This is a genomic window from Thiocapsa bogorovii, from assembly GCF_021228795.1.
Lineage (GTDB): Bacteria > Pseudomonadota > Gammaproteobacteria > Chromatiales > Chromatiaceae > Thiocapsa > Thiocapsa bogorovii.
Map to the genome: position 1 here is coordinate 4,527,556 of NZ_CP089309.1, position 16,382 is coordinate 4,543,937.

Annotated in this window: 17 protein-coding genes and 1 tRNA gene; 15 read left to right on the top strand and 3 right to left on the bottom strand. The window is 65.4% G+C overall.

The window, feature by feature from the left end; translation table 11 throughout:
* Entirely contained in the window at positions 1-270 is a 270-nt protein-coding gene (gene minE, locus LT988_RS20070) for a cell division topological specificity factor MinE (RefSeq protein ID WP_093027378.1), read from the top strand.
* Between the two features lie 520 nt (positions 271-790).
* On the opposite strand, the gene LT988_RS20075 is transcribed toward minE, so the two are convergent.
* Positions 791-1,393 (bottom strand): L,D-transpeptidase family protein, encoded by a 603-nt coding sequence (locus tag LT988_RS20075; protein ID WP_232407273.1) that lies wholly within the window; start codon positions 1,391-1,393, stop codon positions 791-793.
* Between the two features lie 149 nt (positions 1,394-1,542).
* On the bottom strand, positions 1,543-2,739 hold the full coding sequence (locus LT988_RS20080; protein WP_232407274.1) for a class I SAM-dependent rRNA methyltransferase: 1,197 nt from the start codon (positions 2,737-2,739) through the stop codon (positions 1,543-1,545).
* Positions 2,740-2,930: 191 nt separating this feature from the next.
* On the opposite strand from LT988_RS20080, the gene LT988_RS20085 reads away from it, so the two are divergent.
* Together LT988_RS20085 and LT988_RS20090 are read left to right on the top strand one after the other, a co-directional pair.
* On the top strand, positions 2,931-5,006 hold the full coding sequence (locus LT988_RS20085; protein WP_232407275.1) for a thioredoxin domain-containing protein: 2,076 nt from the start codon (positions 2,931-2,933) through the stop codon (positions 5,004-5,006).
* A gap of 202 nt (positions 5,007-5,208) precedes the next feature.
* On the top strand, positions 5,209-6,099 hold the full coding sequence (locus LT988_RS20090; RefSeq protein ID WP_232407276.1) for a methyltransferase domain-containing protein: 891 nt from the start codon (positions 5,209-5,211) through the stop codon (positions 6,097-6,099).
* Positions 6,100-6,279: 180 nt separating this feature from the next.
* Here the strand turns inward: LT988_RS20090 and LT988_RS20095 are convergent, their stop codons facing one another.
* Entirely contained in the window at positions 6,280-6,771 is a 492-nt protein-coding gene (locus LT988_RS20095; protein ID WP_232407277.1) for a methyltransferase family protein, read from the bottom strand.
* A gap of 244 nt (positions 6,772-7,015) precedes the next feature.
* On the opposite strand from LT988_RS20095, the gene ybgC reads away from it, so the two are divergent.
* From ybgC to LT988_RS20155, 12 genes are all read left to right on the top strand, one after another.
* Positions 7,016-7,474 (top strand): tol-pal system-associated acyl-CoA thioesterase, encoded by a 459-nt coding sequence (gene ybgC / locus LT988_RS20100; RefSeq protein ID WP_232407278.1) that lies wholly within the window; start codon positions 7,016-7,018, stop codon positions 7,472-7,474.
* Positions 7,471-8,145: a protein TolQ gene (tolQ, locus tag LT988_RS20105; protein ID WP_232407279.1), complete on the top strand. Its 675-nt coding sequence runs from the start codon at positions 7,471-7,473 to the stop codon at positions 8,143-8,145. The genes ybgC and tolQ overlap by 4 nt, the downstream gene beginning before the upstream one ends.
* Before the next feature lie 20 nt (positions 8,146-8,165).
* Positions 8,166-8,609 carry a protein TolR gene (gene tolR / locus LT988_RS20110; protein ID WP_232407280.1) on the top strand — a complete coding sequence of 148 codons (444 nt, stop codon included), beginning with the start codon at positions 8,166-8,168 and terminating at the stop codon, positions 8,607-8,609.
* A gap of 21 nt (positions 8,610-8,630) precedes the next feature.
* Positions 8,631-9,965 (top strand): cell envelope integrity protein TolA, encoded by a 1,335-nt coding sequence (gene tolA / locus LT988_RS20115; RefSeq protein WP_232407281.1) that lies wholly within the window; start codon positions 8,631-8,633, stop codon positions 9,963-9,965.
* A 15-nt stretch (positions 9,966-9,980) separates the two neighbouring features.
* A complete protein-coding gene (tolB, locus tag LT988_RS20120) occupies positions 9,981-11,303 on the top strand; it encodes a Tol-Pal system beta propeller repeat protein TolB (protein WP_232407282.1) in 1,323 nt (440 codons plus the stop codon).
* Between the two features lie 61 nt (positions 11,304-11,364).
* On the top strand, positions 11,365-11,904 hold the full coding sequence (pal, locus tag LT988_RS20125) for a peptidoglycan-associated lipoprotein Pal (protein WP_232407283.1): 540 nt from the start codon (positions 11,365-11,367) through the stop codon (positions 11,902-11,904).
* Between the two features lie 192 nt (positions 11,905-12,096).
* Positions 12,097-12,960, top strand: coding sequence for a tol-pal system protein YbgF (gene ybgF / locus LT988_RS20130; RefSeq protein ID WP_232407284.1), 864 nt, complete (start codon positions 12,097-12,099; stop codon positions 12,958-12,960).
* 101 nt (positions 12,961-13,061) lie between these two features.
* Positions 13,062-13,137: transfer RNA gene (locus LT988_RS20135), tRNA-Lys, on the top strand.
* A 238-nt stretch (positions 13,138-13,375) separates the two neighbouring features.
* A complete protein-coding gene (locus LT988_RS20140; protein WP_232407285.1) occupies positions 13,376-13,687 on the top strand; it encodes an antibiotic biosynthesis monooxygenase family protein in 312 nt (103 codons plus the stop codon).
* A 22-nt stretch (positions 13,688-13,709) separates the two neighbouring features.
* Positions 13,710-14,726 carry a hypothetical protein gene (locus LT988_RS20145; protein WP_232407286.1) on the top strand — a complete coding sequence of 339 codons (1,017 nt, stop codon included), beginning with the start codon at positions 13,710-13,712 and terminating at the stop codon, positions 14,724-14,726.
* The gene (locus tag LT988_RS20150) at positions 14,723-15,652 is read left to right on the top strand and encodes an ROK family protein (protein WP_232407287.1); all 930 of its coding nucleotides are present in this window, start codon (positions 14,723-14,725) and stop codon (positions 15,650-15,652) included. The genes LT988_RS20145 and LT988_RS20150 overlap by 4 nt, the downstream gene beginning before the upstream one ends.
* A 50-nt stretch (positions 15,653-15,702) precedes the next feature.
* On the top strand, positions 15,703-16,314 hold the full coding sequence (locus LT988_RS20155; RefSeq protein ID WP_232407288.1) for an NAD(P)-dependent oxidoreductase: 612 nt from the start codon (positions 15,703-15,705) through the stop codon (positions 16,312-16,314).
* Positions 16,315-16,382: the final 68 nt, after the last annotated feature.

Consider the following 16,382-nt stretch of genomic DNA (forward strand, 5'->3'; position numbering starts at 1 on the left):
ATGGGCTTACTCGACTACTTCCGCTCCTCGCGACCGAAGGGCTCTGCAAGTGTAGCCAAGGAGCGGCTGCAGATCCTGGTGGCCCACGATCGTACGCAGCGTGGCCGTCCTTCCTATCTCCCCAAACTGCAGCAGGAGATCCTCGAGGTCATCCGCAAGTATGTGGAGGTCGACATGAACGCCGTCTCCGTCAAATACGAGCAGGAGGACAGCCACGAGGTCCTCGAGCTGAACATCGTTCTGCCGGACACGGTTCAGGGACGGATCTAAGGGCGGGGCTGGCCATGGTTCGCGGTAGGATGGGTCCGGCGCAAGCGAAACCTCTACTGCAAACCGCAGCGTTGCCGGGTTTCGGTCCGATGCCCTTGGCGCGGGCCGGACAGGTTTCGCTGGCGCTCTACATCCTCGTCTTTCGGTTTTTTGGCTCGTTCCTGAACCAAACCGCGTCCAGAGCGACAGGCGTCGTTTTCGTGTTGTATTCGGCTTCGGGGACGTCGCCGCCAGGGGTGGAGACGCGGTTTATGCCGAGCGCACCTGGGTTTTCCGCCGCATTGCACGCCCCGCGCACGCCGGGCCGGTGTCGCGCCTACTCGCCTTGGAATCCGCTACGCCTCGTCGGCGCGCCTTGGCCCGCCGCGCGCGGGACGCACTCTGCCGAGCGAAAAACCCACGCGCGCTCGGTATAAAATTCTATATTTTTTGGAATCTTAAACCGCGCCAGCTCAAACAATCGTCGAGTCTGCCAAGATCGACCCCATCCGAAAACATCACGCACCGCGCTGTGCGCGGTTTAAGGCAGGATCTTGATCGGCGTCCCGTCGCGCACCATCGACCAGATCTCGTCGATCTCGTGGTTCTGCACGGCGATGCAGCCCTGTGTCCAGTCGCGGTTGGCATATTGTTGGCGCAGTGCTTCGGATCGGACGTAGTTCGGGAGACCGTGGATCATGATCATCCCGCCCGGGCTGGAGTAACCGAGTGAGCGGCTGACGAGCTTGTCGCGCTCGTTCGGGTAGGAGATGTGGATCGACTTGTAGAAATTGCTGTTCGGGTTGCGCCAGTTGAGGAAATAGTCGCCGATCGGGGTGCGCTCGTCGCCTTCGCGAAACTTATGCCCGTCCGGCGCGCCGCCGAGTGCGATCCGGTACTCGCGGATCACCCGTCCGTTGCTATGCAGCTCCAGCTTGCGTTGCGACTTCTTCACAACGACCTTGTCGGCGTGGTTTGAGTCGACCGTCGCCATCTTCGACGTGCTGCCACAGCCGACAAGTCCCAAAGCGCCTGCAACGGCGAGCGCCGTCAGCAGGTATCGGATCCGATGCGCGCGGTGCTCGGGTCGGCGGACGGGATGCTCGTCGATGGCGTTCATGGGGTGTTTCGCGTGGGTGTGCATGGGTTTGATCCGGTGTCTGGAGGGTAGCCACGGCGTCGGCCGTGCTCATCAGCAACACGCGAAAGTGTAGGTAACCTTATGACAAAACGCCATCTTGTTTAGCGATTTTTCGTTCTGGAAATCCCGAGCCGAGCCACCGGAATCGTCGGTCAAAACTCGGGAAGCACGCGGAAGAAGAGCGTCTTGAGATAAGCGGTCTCCGGGATTGCGGGATGCACCGGATGGTCAGGCCCCTGCTGACCGGTCTCCAGCAGCTGCAGGGTGCGCCCGGCGCGGCGTGCCGCCTGCTGGACGGTCCGCACGAAGACGTCGCGACCCATATGGAAGGAGCATGAGGAGGTCACCAGTAATCCGCCCGGCTCGAGCAGCTCCATCCCGAGTCGATTGAGGCGCAGATACGCCTGGACCCCGTCCTTTTCGTCCTTGCGTCGCTTAATGAAGGCGGGCGGATCGAGCAGTACGGTGTCGAACCGGGCCTCCTCTTCGCGCAGGGCGCGCAGCACATCGAAGGCATCGCCGTGTCGGCCCTGCACACGCTCCGCCAGCCGATTGCGTGCCGCGTTGTCGGCGACCCGTTCGAGTGCCGGCAGCGAGCTGTCGACACAGACGACCTGCTCGGCACCCAGCGCTGCCGCACGCAGACCCCAGGCACCGATATAGCTGCAGACATCCAGGACGCGCCGACCGACGCCGTAGCGTGCCAGTCGGGTGCGATTCTCGGCTTGGTCGAAGAACCAGCCGGTCTTCTGGCCCGTCAGGGGCGAGACGAGGAACTCCAGGTCGTTCTCGATCAGGGGCAGGGTGTCCTCGGGAGACCCCAGGATGACCTCGACACCCTGAGTCAGGCCTTCCATCTCGCGCACCGACGTGTCGTTGCGCAGCACGATCACCTTGGGTCGCAGCACCTGCTCGAGCGCGGCGAGGATCTCGCCTTGGACCCGTTCCATCCCCGCGGTGGTGATCTGCACGGCGAGTAGATCGCCGTAGCGGTCGACGACCAGGCCCGGCATCCCGTCGCTTTCCCCGAAGATCAGTCGGTAGAAGGGGCGCGTGTAGAGCCGCTCGCGCAGGGCGAGGGCTTCGTGGATGCGCTTTAGCCACAGGGTCGGGCTCAGCGGCTGCGTCGGATCGCGGCTGACCACTCGGGCGCAGATCAAGGAATGCGGATTGGCATAGCCGTGACCGATCCAGCGATCGTGATCGCTGCGGATCGCGACCGGCTGACCCGGCTGGAAATCCTTCAGCGGGGTGGCCTTGGTGTTGACCTCGTTGCTGTAAATCCAGCAGTGCCCGGCGATAAGGCGGCGTTCCTGGTCTTTGCTCAGGATGAGGGGTTGGGTCTTCATGATCGCATGTCCTGTGGTGTCGTGGCGCTCGTCGTCTTGCGCGGTGACAGACTATCAGAACCGGCCGAGGTCGGTCGGGGCATGGAAAGAGGATTCGTCAGGACCCACATCCCGGTATGAGTCGCCAGCCGCCAGTGCCCGTCACCTTTCGCCCTCATCTCCCACCCACTCTTGAGTTCCCGGGGTCCGCCATGTCCAACGTCCATCCGTCCCCGACCGGCCATGCCAACCGTCTTGCCGCGACCACCAGTCCCTACCTTCGGCAGCACGCACACAATCCCGCGGACTGGTGGCCTTGGTGCGACGAGGCGCTCGCCCTGGCGCGCGAGACGGATCGTCCGATCCTGCTCTCGATCGGCTACTCGGCGTGCCACTGGTGCCATGTGATGGCTCACGAGTCTTTCGAGGACCCCGGCACCGCGGAGCTGATGAATCGGCTCTTCGTCAATATCAAGGTTGACCGGGAGGAGCGACCGGATCTCGACAAGATCTATCAGACCGCACACCAGCTGCTCTCGCAACGCCCCGGCGGTTGGCCGCTCACGGTGTTCCTGATGCCGGAGGATCAAAAACCCTTCTTCGCCGGGACCTACTTCCCGCGCGAGCCGCGTCATGGCTTGCCGTCGTTCAAGCAACTGATGCAAGGGGTCGAGCGGGCCTACCGCGAGCAAAAGACGGCGATCGAGTCACAGAACGAAAGCCTGATGGCGGCGCTTGCCGAGCTGGAACCGCGTACCTCGGACGTCCTGCCCGAGCACTCGGTCATCGACGCGGCCCTGCAGCAGCTCGACGAGAGCTTCGACTCCGAGCACGGCGGATTCGGCGATGCGCCCAAGTTCCCGCACCCGACCAACCTCGAGCTCCTGTTTCGGCACGCGGCGGACGCTTCGCCGGACGGCGCCCCCGATCGGTCCGCGCTCGCGAAGGCTGTTCGGACGCTCGAGCGTATGGTCCGCGGCGGACTCACGGATCAGCTCGGCGGGGGCTTCTATCGCTACTCGGTCGACGCGCTTTGGATGATCCCGCACTTCGAGAAGATGCTCTACGACAACGGCCCGCTCCTGGCACTCTGTTGCGACGCCTTCGCCGTGACCGAGGACCCCTTGTTTCGGGATGCCGCCGTCATGACCGCGGACTGGGTGCTGCGCGAGATGCAGTCCCCGGAGGGAGGCTATTGGTCCAGCCTGGACGCCGACAGCGAGGGCGAGGAAGGCAAGTTTTATGTCTGGGATCGCGACGAGATCAGGGGGCTGCTCGCGCCGGCCGAATATGCGCCCTTGGCCGCCGTGTATGGTCTGGATCGTCCGGCCAACTTCGAAGGCCGCTGGCATCTGCACGGGTACCGCACTCCCGAAGCTGTTGCCGTCGACCTCGGCTTGGAGCCGGCGCAGGTTCAGGCGTTGCTCGCGGCCGCCCGCGCGACCCTCTATGTCGAACGCGAGCGCCGCGTTCGACCGGGTCGCGACGAGAAGGTCCTGACCGCTTGGAATGCGCTCATGATCAAAGGCATAGCGCGTGCCGCGCGCACCTTCGATCGGCCCGATTATCTGGAGTCCGCCGAGCAGGCACTCGCCTTCATCCGCGAAACACTCTGGTCTGAGGGTCGGCTGCTCGCAACCTACAAGGACGGCACCGCCCACCTCAACGCCTACCTCGACGACTATGCCAACCTGTTGGATGCCTTGCTGGAGCTCTTGCAGACTCGCTGGTCGCGGGTGGATCTAGACTTCGCCATCGCCCTGGCGGAGGTGCTGCTGGATCAGTTCGAGGATCCGATCGACGGCGGCTTCTGGTTCACCGGGCGGGATCACGAGACCCTGATCCACCGCACCAAGCCGCTTGCCGACGAGGCCGTCCCGTCCGGCAACGGCATCGCTGCCGTGGCACTTCAGCGGCTCGGCCATCTCCTCGGCGAGCCGCGCTATCTCGCCGCGGCCGAACGGACCCTGAAGCTCGCGGCCGAGTCGATCCGGCGCATGCCCTATGCCCACGCCACACTCCTGTTCGCGCTCGACGAGTGGCTCGACCCGCCCGAGACCCTGGTGATCCGCGCCGGCGACGAGCGTCTCGACGCATGGCGCCGGGAGGTCCAGCGCGGCTACCGACCGCGGCGCCTTGTCCTGGGTATCCCGAGCGAGGAAACCCATCTGCCCGGCACGCTCGCCGCCATGGTGCCGGGCGAGCGCCCGCGCATCTACCGCTGCCGAGGTACCCACTGCGAGCCGCCGACCGAATCGCTCGCCGATGTCTTGAATCCGACCCCGTAGGTTGTGCTGACGATAGGAAGCGCAACGGCCGCCGACCGTTTGTCGTGCCTCCGCGGCACGGCACAATCGCGGATGCCGTTCCGTGTCGATCACGACAACGACAACGTCGGCAGCTCCACAGAGCGCCGAATTCCATGCATTGCTCGCGCTCCGCACCGCTAACGCCGCCCGGCGAGCCCCACCCACCAGCAGGTCATCCCTCATGTCGACAGCCCGGCCGTTTCGACGGCACCTTGCCTATCTCGATTGGCTCTATAACCCCTTCAAATCATGGGACGTGACCCGCGTTTACGACCTCTTGTCGACCGACCTGGCCACCGAAAACGGGCTCTATCTCAACCTGGGCTACTGGAGCGCGGAGCAGAGTCTGGACGATGCGTGCCAGGCGCTGGCCGCCTTGGTCGCGGAGCGCGCATCGATGGGGCCCGGCGATCGGGTGCTGGACGTCGGCTTCGGTTTCGCCGACCAGGACATCTACTGGCTTCGGACCTATGGACCCGATCACATCCAGGGACTGAACATCACCGCTTCCCAGGTGGCCGTCGCACGCGGGCGGGTCAAAGACCTCGGGCTGGAAGAGCGCATCGATCTGCGCGAAGGTTCGGCCACGGACATGCCGCTGCCGTCGAATTCAGTCGACAAGGTCGTCGCCCTCGAGTGCGCCTTCCACTTCAAGACCCGCGAACGCTTTTTCGAGGAGGCCTTCCGTGTCCTGCGCCCGGGCGGCCGATTGGTCACGGCCGATATCATCCCTACGCCCCTTTCCGAGGATTGGCGTACCCGCCTGAAACAACGTTGGTCCTGGCGGCTGGTCGCGAGCAAGTTCGCCATCCCCGCCGAAAACGTCTACACCCGCGAGCGCTACGCAGAAAAGCTCGAGGCCTGCGGCTTCGGAGATGTCGAGGTCGCCTCCATCCGCGATCGCGTCTACACCCCTCTGCACGACTACCTCTCGAGACACCCGGAAACGCTCGACCGACTCCACCCCGCAACCCGACTCCCGGCACGACTTGCACTCGGCATGAGCGCCGAGAGCGTCTACGGCGGTCTGGACTATGTGCTCGCCGCCGCCTCTAAACCGCGCCTTTTGTGACCTACGCGGTTTTACCGGTGACGACCCTCACGACGACCAAGCGACTTAAACCTGGCGCGGTTTTGAGAACGAAGAAGGGCAAAATGCTTTCAATCTCCTAAACCGCGTCGACTGAAACGGTCCAGAAACCATCCAAGGCCGACCTCGGGCGACGAGCAAGCAGAGAAACTCGGACGCGGTTTAGTAGAGGAAGGGCACGAGCTTCTTCACCCCCTTCGCATACTCCGCATACTCCGGATGACGTTCGGTCAGCCAGCCTTCTTCCTTGCTGGCCTTGTAGTCGAAGAAGAAGAAGCCGAGGACCAGGATCGCGAGGTGGGAGATGCTGAGGGTGAAAAGCACCCAGCCCGCCGCCGCGAAGAGCTGGCTGCTGTAGAGCGGATGGCGAACGAGGGCGTAGACGCCGTGCTTGACCAGCTGGCTGTGATCGACCGGGTAGGGCAGGGGGGTTAGATACTCGCGGATATGGACCGAGCCGAAACCGCCGAGGACGAGGGCGACTGTCCAAAAGGCGATCAGCGCCGGCCAGCGCAAGGGCGCAAGGGTATCCATAAGCGCCGGGGTCGCGAGCGGGTTCCAGGCCGGGGTGAAGATAAAGGCAAAGAAGAGCACGAACTGCAGCACGACGAGATATTCGCCGCGGTGGCCCTTCAGGAAGGAGAAACGGGTCATGTCGGGGTCCTTGTCGGAGGTTGAGCGCCGGCGACCGTCGGTCGGGTCGCTATGACCGGCATTGTCTGACATCCGCGTACGTTGTGCCGAGCGTTGCGAGGCACAACGGCCGAGGCTCGGGTGCCGACTTGCAACGATGGCCGGCAACGCGCCATTCGGCGCCCCTTCGACGCAAGGTGCCCGCACGGGTGCTTTCCGGTACACTTCCGCAGTTTGAGTCAAGCCCCAACATGCGATCCCTGCCGTGCCGACATCGAGCGATCCCCGATTGTTGACCTTTACCTGGCCGGTGCGGGTCTACTACGAAGACACCGACGCCGGCGGTGTCGTCTTCTATGCCAATTATCTGAAGTTCCTGGAGCGAGCGCGCACGGAATGGTTGCGCGCCGTTGGGCAGGAGCAAAGTGCCTTGCGCGCGCGTCACGGCATCGTCTTCGCCGTGCGTCGCATTGCGATCGACTATCTTGCACCCGCACGTCTCGATGACTGCTTGAGCGTGACCTCCCGTCTGGTGCGGCCGGGCGGTGCGAGTCTGGAGTTCGACCAGCAGGTGATTCGCGACGAGGACGGTGCCTGTTGTTGCCGAGCTTCCGTCAGGATCGCCTGCATCGATGCCGGTACCTTGCGCGTCGCGCGCCTGCCCGGCGATCTCTTGTCCGAGTTGTTGCCCTTTGCGAGCGGTCCAGCGGAGCCCGTGTCATGACGTCCGATCTGTCGATGTTCAACCTGATTCTCCAGGCTAGTTTGGTGGTGCAGTTGGTCCTGCTGGTGCTCGTCATCGCCTCTGTGACCTCTTGGACCATGATCCTGGACCGCGGGCGCGTGCTCTCCAAGGCACGCAAAAGCGCCAATGCCTTCGAAGAGCGCTTCTGGTCCGGCGGAGATCTCAGTGCGCTCTACAAGGATCTGAGCGAGAACCGCAAGGGCGAACATGGTCTGCCGTCCATCTTTCGCGCCGGATTCAAGGAATACGTGCGGCTGCGCAAGATCGAGGGCAACGACCTGATGGCTGTCCTGCAGGGTAGCGAGCGCTCGATGCGCGTCGCCCTCAGCCGCGAGATGGATCGCCTGGAGACCAGCCTGACCTTCCTGGCGACGGTCGGTTCGACCAGCCCCTATATCGGTCTGTTCGGGACCGTCTGGGGCATCATGCATGCCTTCCATGCGCTGGGGAACGTGGAGCAGGCCACCCTCGCGCTCGTCGCGCCGGGCATCTCGGAGGCCCTGGTCGCCACCGCGATCGGTCTCTTCGCGGCCATCCCCGCCGTTATCGCCTACAACAGGTACGCCTATCAGGTCGAGCGTCTCAACAGCCGCTACGAGGAGTTCATGGAAGAGTTCTCGACCCTGCTGCAGCGCCAAGGCCGCAACTGAGCGTTCGAGGACCCCGTTAGATGCTCAAGCGCACCCGTTCCAGACAGCGCCGCCGGCCGATGGCCGAGATCAACGTTGTGCCCTACATCGACGTGATGCTGGTGCTGCTCGTCATCTTCATGGTCACGGCGCCCTTGATCACCCAGGGTGTGAAGGTGGCGTTGCCGCAGGAAAAGGCCGGCGGGATCCCAAGCCCGACGACCGAGTCGCTGATCATTACGGTCGATGAGTTCGGCGACTATTACATCGATATCGGAGATGAGAAGAACGCCCCGGCCAGCGAGCAAATCCTGTTCGACCGCATTCGTGTCGTGCTCGAATACAGGCCCGAAACGCCGATCCTGGTGCGGGCGGACCACCGGGTCGACTACGGGCGTGTGGTTCGTGCCATGGTCGTCGCTCAGGCGGCAGGCGCTCCGGAGGTCGGTTTGGTGACGGTGCCGCCGGAGCGCCGCGAGCCCTAGCGCTGCGGCCCGAGCCCCGACATGTGGCACATCCTGAGGCAAAACCCGGGGGCCTTCTATTGGTCGCTGGGTCTGCATGTCTTTTTCGCCCTGCTTTTCTTCGTGGGCGTGAAGATCGACCGGCCGATCACGGAGGCGGGGAGCAAGCCGCGCGTGGTTCAGGCGACCGTCGTGAGCGATGCCGCGCTCGAGGCGATGGTCGCGCAGTTTCAGGCCGAGCAGGCGCGCCGTCCGGCCGGGCCCGAGATCAGTCCCGAGGTCGGCACGGAGATCATTCCGCAAGCGCAGGAGCCGCCTGATGCTGTGACGCTTGAAGACCTGAGCGCGGCTGAGGCCGCCCGGCTCGAGACCGAGCGGCTCGAGGCGGAGGCGGTCGACGCGGAGCGTCAGGCCGACGCCGAACGCGAGGAGGCGCAGCGTCTTGCAGAGGCGGCTCGCGCCGCCGCCGAAGCCGAGCGCCTGGCAGCCGAGGCCGAAGCTGCTGCAGCCGAGGCCGAAGCGCGCCGCCAGCTGGAGATCGACCGCATGGCCGAGGCCCAGCGCCGAGCGCAGGCCGAACGAGAGGCGGAGGAGGCCGCTGCGAGGGCCGAGGCCGAACGGCGCGCAGAGGCCGAGCGACGTGCAGAGGCCGCACGACGCGCCGAGGCCGAGCGTCTGGCCGCCGAGGCCGCAGCCGCCAAGGCCGAGGCGGAGCGTCTCGCCGAAGAGAAACGTCTTGCCGCGGAGGCCGCGGCACGGGCCGAGGCACAACGGCGATCCGAGGCGGCACGCGCTGAAGACGAACGCCGCGCGAGGGTTGAGGCCGAGCGCCGTGCCGAGATCGAGCGTCGTGCGGAGGCGCAGCGCCGAGCCGACGCCGAGGCAGCCCTTGAGCGGCAGCGGCAGCTTGAGGAGGAGGCTCGCCTGATGGCCGAGATCGAGGAGCGTCGTCTCGTCGAGGAGCTTGCACAAGAAAGCATCGAGCAGGAGGCCAGGCGGATGGCCGCGGAGGAGGCGCAGCGCCGGCTCGCCGCGGAAGAGGCGCAGCGTGCCCGCGAGGACGATCTGCTGTCGTCTTTGGCATCCGAGCAGCTCGCGCGCGAGGCCGACCGCTACGTCCCCGTGATCCGTGATCGGGTGCGTCAGTTCTGGGTCCGGCCGCCGGCGACCGGGCGTGATCTCGCGACGGTCGTCACCGTACGGCTCATCCCCGGCGGGGATGTGGTGCCCGACAGCGTCCGCGTAATTCAAAGCAGCGGCAACACCGCCTTCGATCAATCGGTCGTAGCCGCGGTGAATCAGGCATCGCCCCTGCCCGTGCCTTCCGGCCCCCTGTTCGAGCGCTTTCGCGAGTTCAATTTCACCTTCAAGCCCTAGCCAGGACAGATCCCTATGCCCCGACATCCGCGCCGCACCTCGATCCTACTGACCTTTGCAGTCGTCTTTTTCGGATTCGGGCTCGGACTCGTTGCCGTGCCGGCGCAGGCGCGTCTGAACATCGAGGTCACCGGCGGTGTGGAGGCCGCGCAGCCGATCGCGGTGGTCCCCTTCGGCGTGAGCGACGGGCTGATCCCGCCGGTGGATATCGCCGCGGTCATCAGCGCCGATCTGGCGCGCACCGGCCGCTTTCGCCCGATGCCGACACGCGACATGCTCGACATGCCGGCCCGTCACGAGGACGTGGATCTGCGCGACTGGAGCCTGCTCGGGATGAACAACCTGGTCATCGGCCGTGTCGAGGCCGACGGCAGCGGTTACCGTGTCAGCTTCATCCTTTATGACGTCTTCCGCGGCAATCAGCTCGCCAGCAGCACCATCGTCTCCACCAAGACGGGAATGCGCAACACGGCGCACCGGATCTCCGACATCATCTATCAGAAGCTGACCGGCCAGCGCGGCGTCGCAGCCACACGCATCGCCTACGTGACCGCCACCGGTCAAGGCGAGGGCCAGACCGTGACCCTGCGCGTCGCGGACGCCGACGGCTTCAACCCGCAGACCATCGTCTCCTCCGGCGAGCCCATCATGTCGCCGGCCTGGTCTCCCGACGGACGTCGCATCGCCTACGTCTCGTTCGAGAACAAGCGCGCCGCCATCTATGTCCAGGAGCTTGCAAGCGGGCGTCGCGAGCTGGTCGCGAGCCATCCCGGTATCAACGGCTCGCCGGCCTTCTCGCCCGACGGGCGCAAGCTCGCGATGACCCTCTCCAAGGACGGCAATCCGGACATTTATGTCTTGGACCTGACGACGCGCGAGCTGGTCCGCCTCACCGACCATTTCGCCATCGACACTGAGCCCTCCTGGTCGCCGGACGGGCAACAGATCATCTTCACCTCCGATCGCGGCGGCAGCCCGCAGATCTACCGGATGGGCTCCGGCGGCGGGCCTGCCCAGCGGATCAGCTCCGAGGGCGACTACAACGCGCGCGCATCGTACGCGCCGGACGGGCGCTCCATCGTCCTGGTGACACGGGTCAACGGAATGTTTCGCATCGGGCTCATCGATCTGGATCGCGGCTTCATGCGCCTGCTGAGCAACGGCAGCCTGGACGAGTCACCGAGTTTCGCACCGAACGGCAGCATGGTAATTTACGCGACCATCCACGGTGGTCGCGGCGTGTTGGCCGCAGCCTCGATCGACGGCGGCGGCAACCAGCGTCTCTCGCAGGATTCCGGCGAGGTCCGCGAGCCCGCGTGGTCTCCGTTCATCAAATGATCCCGGCGCGCCCCCGGCAATCCAATGTCCAATCCCCGCGGCAGGGGTGAAGGAGTCTGCGATGACAACGAACCCCAAGGGCCTCCGGGCGCCGACGCTCCTTCTGTCCGCCGTCCTCCTCGCCTCTGCGTTGGCTGCCGGTTGCACCAGTACGCCGAAACAACCAACCGAGCCGGTCGTACCGCAGCCGCAGCCGCCGGTTCCGACCACCACGGTCCCGCTCGAGCCTGCGCGGCCGGTCTATGCCGGCCCCTGGGAGGACCCGAGCAACCCGCTGTATCAGCGCACCATCTATTTCGACTACGACACCGCCGAGATCAAGCCCGAGTATCTCCCGGTGCTGCGCACGCACGCGCGGTATCTGGGCACCAACGCAGGCGTGAAGGCGACACTCGAGGGAAACACCGACGAGCGCGGGACACGCGAATACAACCTCGCGCTGGGCGATCAACGTGCCGAGTCGGTGCGGCGCCTCATGATCGCCGACGGCGTGCCGCCGAACCAGTTGTCCACTCTCAGCTACGGCGAGGAGCTCCCCGCGAATCCCGGGCATGGCGAGCAGGCATGGCGGTTGAATCGGCGTGTCGTGATCCAGTATTGAATCGGCCCGTCTGGCGTGCGGGCCTTTGCTTTGGTTTTGGGTTTGCGTGTGTCTGCAGACGTCGGCATCGACGCGATTCAAGTCTGTTGAAATGTGACTAAAGTTTGCTTTTCTCGATGCTTGAGGTCGTTGCTCGATCTCGGAGCGAGAAGGTCTCAGTTGAGATCGGCACAGGATTTTGGAGTGTATTGAATGCGTATCCGACCGATTGTCCTGATTCTTGCCGCGGCTCTGATCGCCGCGGCCATCCCGGCGAAGACGCTTGCGAATCCGGCCCTCGAGGCGCGGATCGCGCGGATGGAACGCATCCTCGAGAATCAGGCAGGCTCGGAGCTCCTGCTCCAGATGCAGCAGCTGCAGATGGAGATGCAGGAGCTGCGTGGCCTGGTCGAGATGCAGCAGTTCGAGATCCAGAAGCTCCAGCGCCAGCAGCGCGATCAATTTCTCGATATCGACTCTCGGCTCGGCGCCGATCGCGGTGATCCCTTGGGGCCCGCTCCCGGGGGCGATCTGAGCGGCGGTCTAGGGACCGGCGCTGTCGACTTCAGCGGGAGCGGTTTGGATGCACCTGCCGGGACGCCCGAACCACAGCCTCCGATCGGTGCACCCGTGCCCTCGTCGAGCGGCGCCGCGGGCATTCCATCTTTGCCGTCGCCCGAGACGACTGGCGGCAGCGAGCGCGATGCCTATGCCGCCGCCTTCGAGCTGCTCAAAGAGCGCAACTACGAAGAGGCCCAGGCCGCGTTCAACGATGTGCTCAGGCGCTATCCGCAGGGACAATTCACCGACAACGCGCGCTACTGGCTCGGAGAGACCTACTACGTCCAGCGCAATTACCCGGCTGCCTTGGCCGAGCTCGATCGCCTGGTCCAGCTCAGCCCCGACAGCCCGAAGGTCCCCGGCGCCCTGCTCAAGATCGGCTACATCCAATACGAGCAGAAGGCGATCGATCAGGCGCGCACCACGCTCGAGCAGGTCGTTACTCGCTATCCCAACAGCACCGAGGCGCGCCTCGCGAAAAGCCGTCTGGATCGGATTGGCCAGGAGTTGCGCTGAGCGACCCCGGCCGGCGCGAGGCCGCCACGACACCTGTTTCGACGCGCCCGCGCCCTAACCCTTCAAAAAGACCGCGCGCCGCATTATACTGCACGGCTTTCGCGCCCTTAGCTCAGTTGGTAGAGCATCTGACTTTTAATCAGGTGGTCGCAGGTTCGAGCCCTGCAGGGCGCACCATAACAGACAAGGGGTTAGGCGAAAGCCCAACCCCTTTTTCTTTGTCCGCAGGCGCTCCGGGAATCGTTCCGGATAGGCAATCCGATGTTTGATCCGTTACGGCGATGTTGTGCCGTGTGATGGTTCGGCCGATTCGGCCCAACCCGCTACATTCCGGACCGGGCGGCGGCATGTTGTCGCTGCGGAGTCAGGTGATGCACAAGCTACAGCACGGGGTATTCGATCGATGTTTATCGCGATGAATCGGTTTCGTATCAACCGGGGCTTCGAGGCCGATTTCGAGCGCCTCTGGCGGGAGCGCCAATCCCGGCTTGCACAGGTACCGGGGTTCGTGACGTTTCGACTCCTCAAGGGGCCGGACGACGGTGAGACCACGCTGTACGCATCCCACACAACCTGGGGCTCGCGCGGTCACTTCGATGCCTGGCGCGAGTCCGACGCGTTCCACAAGGCGCACGCACAGGCGAAGGCGCCTCAGGGGACCTATGCGGGTCCCCCGGTCCTGGAGGTGTTCGATGTGGTCCTGGAGGAGTCGGCCCCCGGATCCTGATCGGGCCGAATGGGGAATCGGCATGAGCGTTGGACAGGACACGCTGGGTTGGCTGCGCACCGATCTCTTCCAGGTCGATACGGCCTGGTCGGAGGAGACCGCGTGCGGGTTCCGCTGGTGGCCGCACCGGCAGGCTCAGACGCTGGAGGTCATCGGCCGGGACGCCGGGCCGGACGGTGCGCCGGCGGATCTTGTGCTGGTGCGCACCGAGCTGCTGCGCGATCTGGATCTCGACGAGGAGGTTCTGGAGGTGCTCCAAGCGGTCGCGCTGCGCACGGCCGGGATGGCTGGCCCGGTCTATGATCCTGCGCGCCGTACCCTGGACCTTTGCACGCTGGTGCGGGTGTACGCCGACATCGACGGCTGGATGCGTCGACTGATCGGCCTGGCTGCGATGCTGCAGATCCGTGATGCCGATCGGGGCGCCTCTGCCATCGCCGAGGCGGTCGGGGCGATGCCTGCGCAGAGCGGCCATCCCGAACGAGGAGAGCGCGCACTGCCGGATCCGTTGATCGCCGAAGCCCTGCTGCGACTCGATGCCGAGGCTAGGGCGGCGTCACGCTGGCCGGGGGACGAGCTCGCGCGGTTCGCCGAGACCTATCTGGATCAGTCACCTGCCCTCAGCGGATCCGGGGACGCGACGGGCTTCACGGCGGAGTTTCCGCACGGCAAGCGCGCCGCCTCGCTCTGCGAGGTCGCCACAGATCAGACCCACCCCTGGTACGGCCACGGGTTGGCGCTGCGGCAGCGGTTCCCCGTTTTGGTGACATCGGAGGCGGAGGGGCGGCGACTGGCGCTCGAGCTGAACGCCCGTGCCTTGAGCGAGGCCCCGATGGGATACGGGTTCGGCAGCTTCGGCTATCAGGACGGGGCACTCGCGTTCCAGGCCTTCTTCCCGAATCCGGCGTATCGCTCGGGGTTGGTGACGAATCTCTATCTGTCGTGCGCCGAGCGTGCCCGGATGCTGTCGGTGCTGCTGACCGGGGTGGATTGGACGGAGGCGTCGTTCGATTCGAGTCGGTCGGGGGCGTGCGGTTGACCAAGCGGTCGCAGCAAGTCGCTTCGACTCGGATCGGGATCGATCTGGGCGGGACCAAGATCGAGCTCGTCGCATTGGATCCCGACGGGCATGAGCGGTTGCGGCGGCGGGTGGCGACGCCGCAGGGTGACTATGCCGCGACGGTTCGCGCGGTCGCAGCCCTGGTGCATGACGCTGAACAGGCGCTCGGTACGCGCGCCAGCGTGGGTGTCGGTACCCCGGGCTCGGTGTCGCGCCTCACCGGATGTTTGCGCAACGCGAACTCCACCTGCCTGAACGACAAGCCCTTGCAGGGCGACCTCGAGGCGGCACTGGCCCGGCCCGTGCGACTGGCCAACGATGCCAACTGTTTCGCCATGTCGGAGGCGGTCGACGGCGCGGGGGCCGGTGCGGAGAGCGTGTTCGGTGTCATCCTCGGCACCGGGGTCGGCGGCGGTGTCGTGGTGCGTGGCCAACTGCTGGTTGGCGCCAACGCGATCGCGGGAGAGTGGGGGCATTCGCCCTTGCCCCTGCCGGATGCGGAGGACCGACCGCTGCCGCCCTGCTACTGCGGTCGCGTCGGTTGTGTCGAGACCTATCTCTCGGGTCCGGGGCTCGCAGCCGATCATGCGCGACGCCACGGCGGGACATCGGATGCAGCGACGATCGCTGCGCGTGCCGTCGCTGGAGACCCGGCGTGCGAGGCCAGCCTCCGACGCTACGAGGCGCGTCTGGCCCGCGCACTTGCGGTCGTGGTCAACCTTCTCGACCCCGATGTGATCGTGCTCGGCGGCGGACTCTCGAAGCTGGGTCGGCTCTATCGCCACGTCCCGAATCTCTGGACGGCGCACATCTTTTCGGATCAGGTCGCCACCCGGCTGCTTCCGGCGCGGCATGGCGATGCCTCCGGCGTGCGTGGTGCGGCCTGGCTGTGGGGTGTAACCTGATGCCCAAAATGGCGACCGGATCGGCTGCCGGCTTTCAAGAGGAGCATCCAATGCACATCGCTCTTTTCGGCGCGACCGGGGGAACCGGGCGCCAGGTCCTGGATCAGGCACTCGCGCAGGGACACGCCGTCTCGGCGCTGGTGCGCGATCCCGCGAAGCTCGCGGAGCGGGCAGGGTTGACCTTGGTCGTGGGGGATGTCCTGGATCAGACTGCGACGACCCGCTGCGTTCAAGGTGTCGACGCCGTGATCTGTGTGCTGGGCTCCCATGGGAGCCGCGAGCCGATCGAGGCGCTCGGCACGCGCATCGTCCTGGATGCAATGCGCGACACCGGCGTGCGTCGGCTGATCGCAGTGACCTCGCTCGGCGTCGGAGACAGTCGCGAGCAGATCAATTGGGCGTTTCGCGTCATCATGGATCTGACCCTGAAACCGATCATGATGGCGAAGGAAGAGCAGGAACGGCTGATCAAGGCGAGCGGGCTCGACTGGACCATCGTGCGCCCGGGAGGATTGACCGATGGTCCGCGCACCGGGGCCTACCGCTTCGGCCGCGATCGTTCGATCAAGGGTGGGCGTATCAGCCGTGCCGATGTGGCGGATTTCGTCTTGCGGCAGTTGACCGACCCGGCCTTCATCCACCAGACCCCCGCTGTGAGCTGACCAAGCGAGGGGTTAGCGTCACCTAAACCGCGCCCGGTGCGGTACGCGTCGTTTGTTGGATTGGCTTG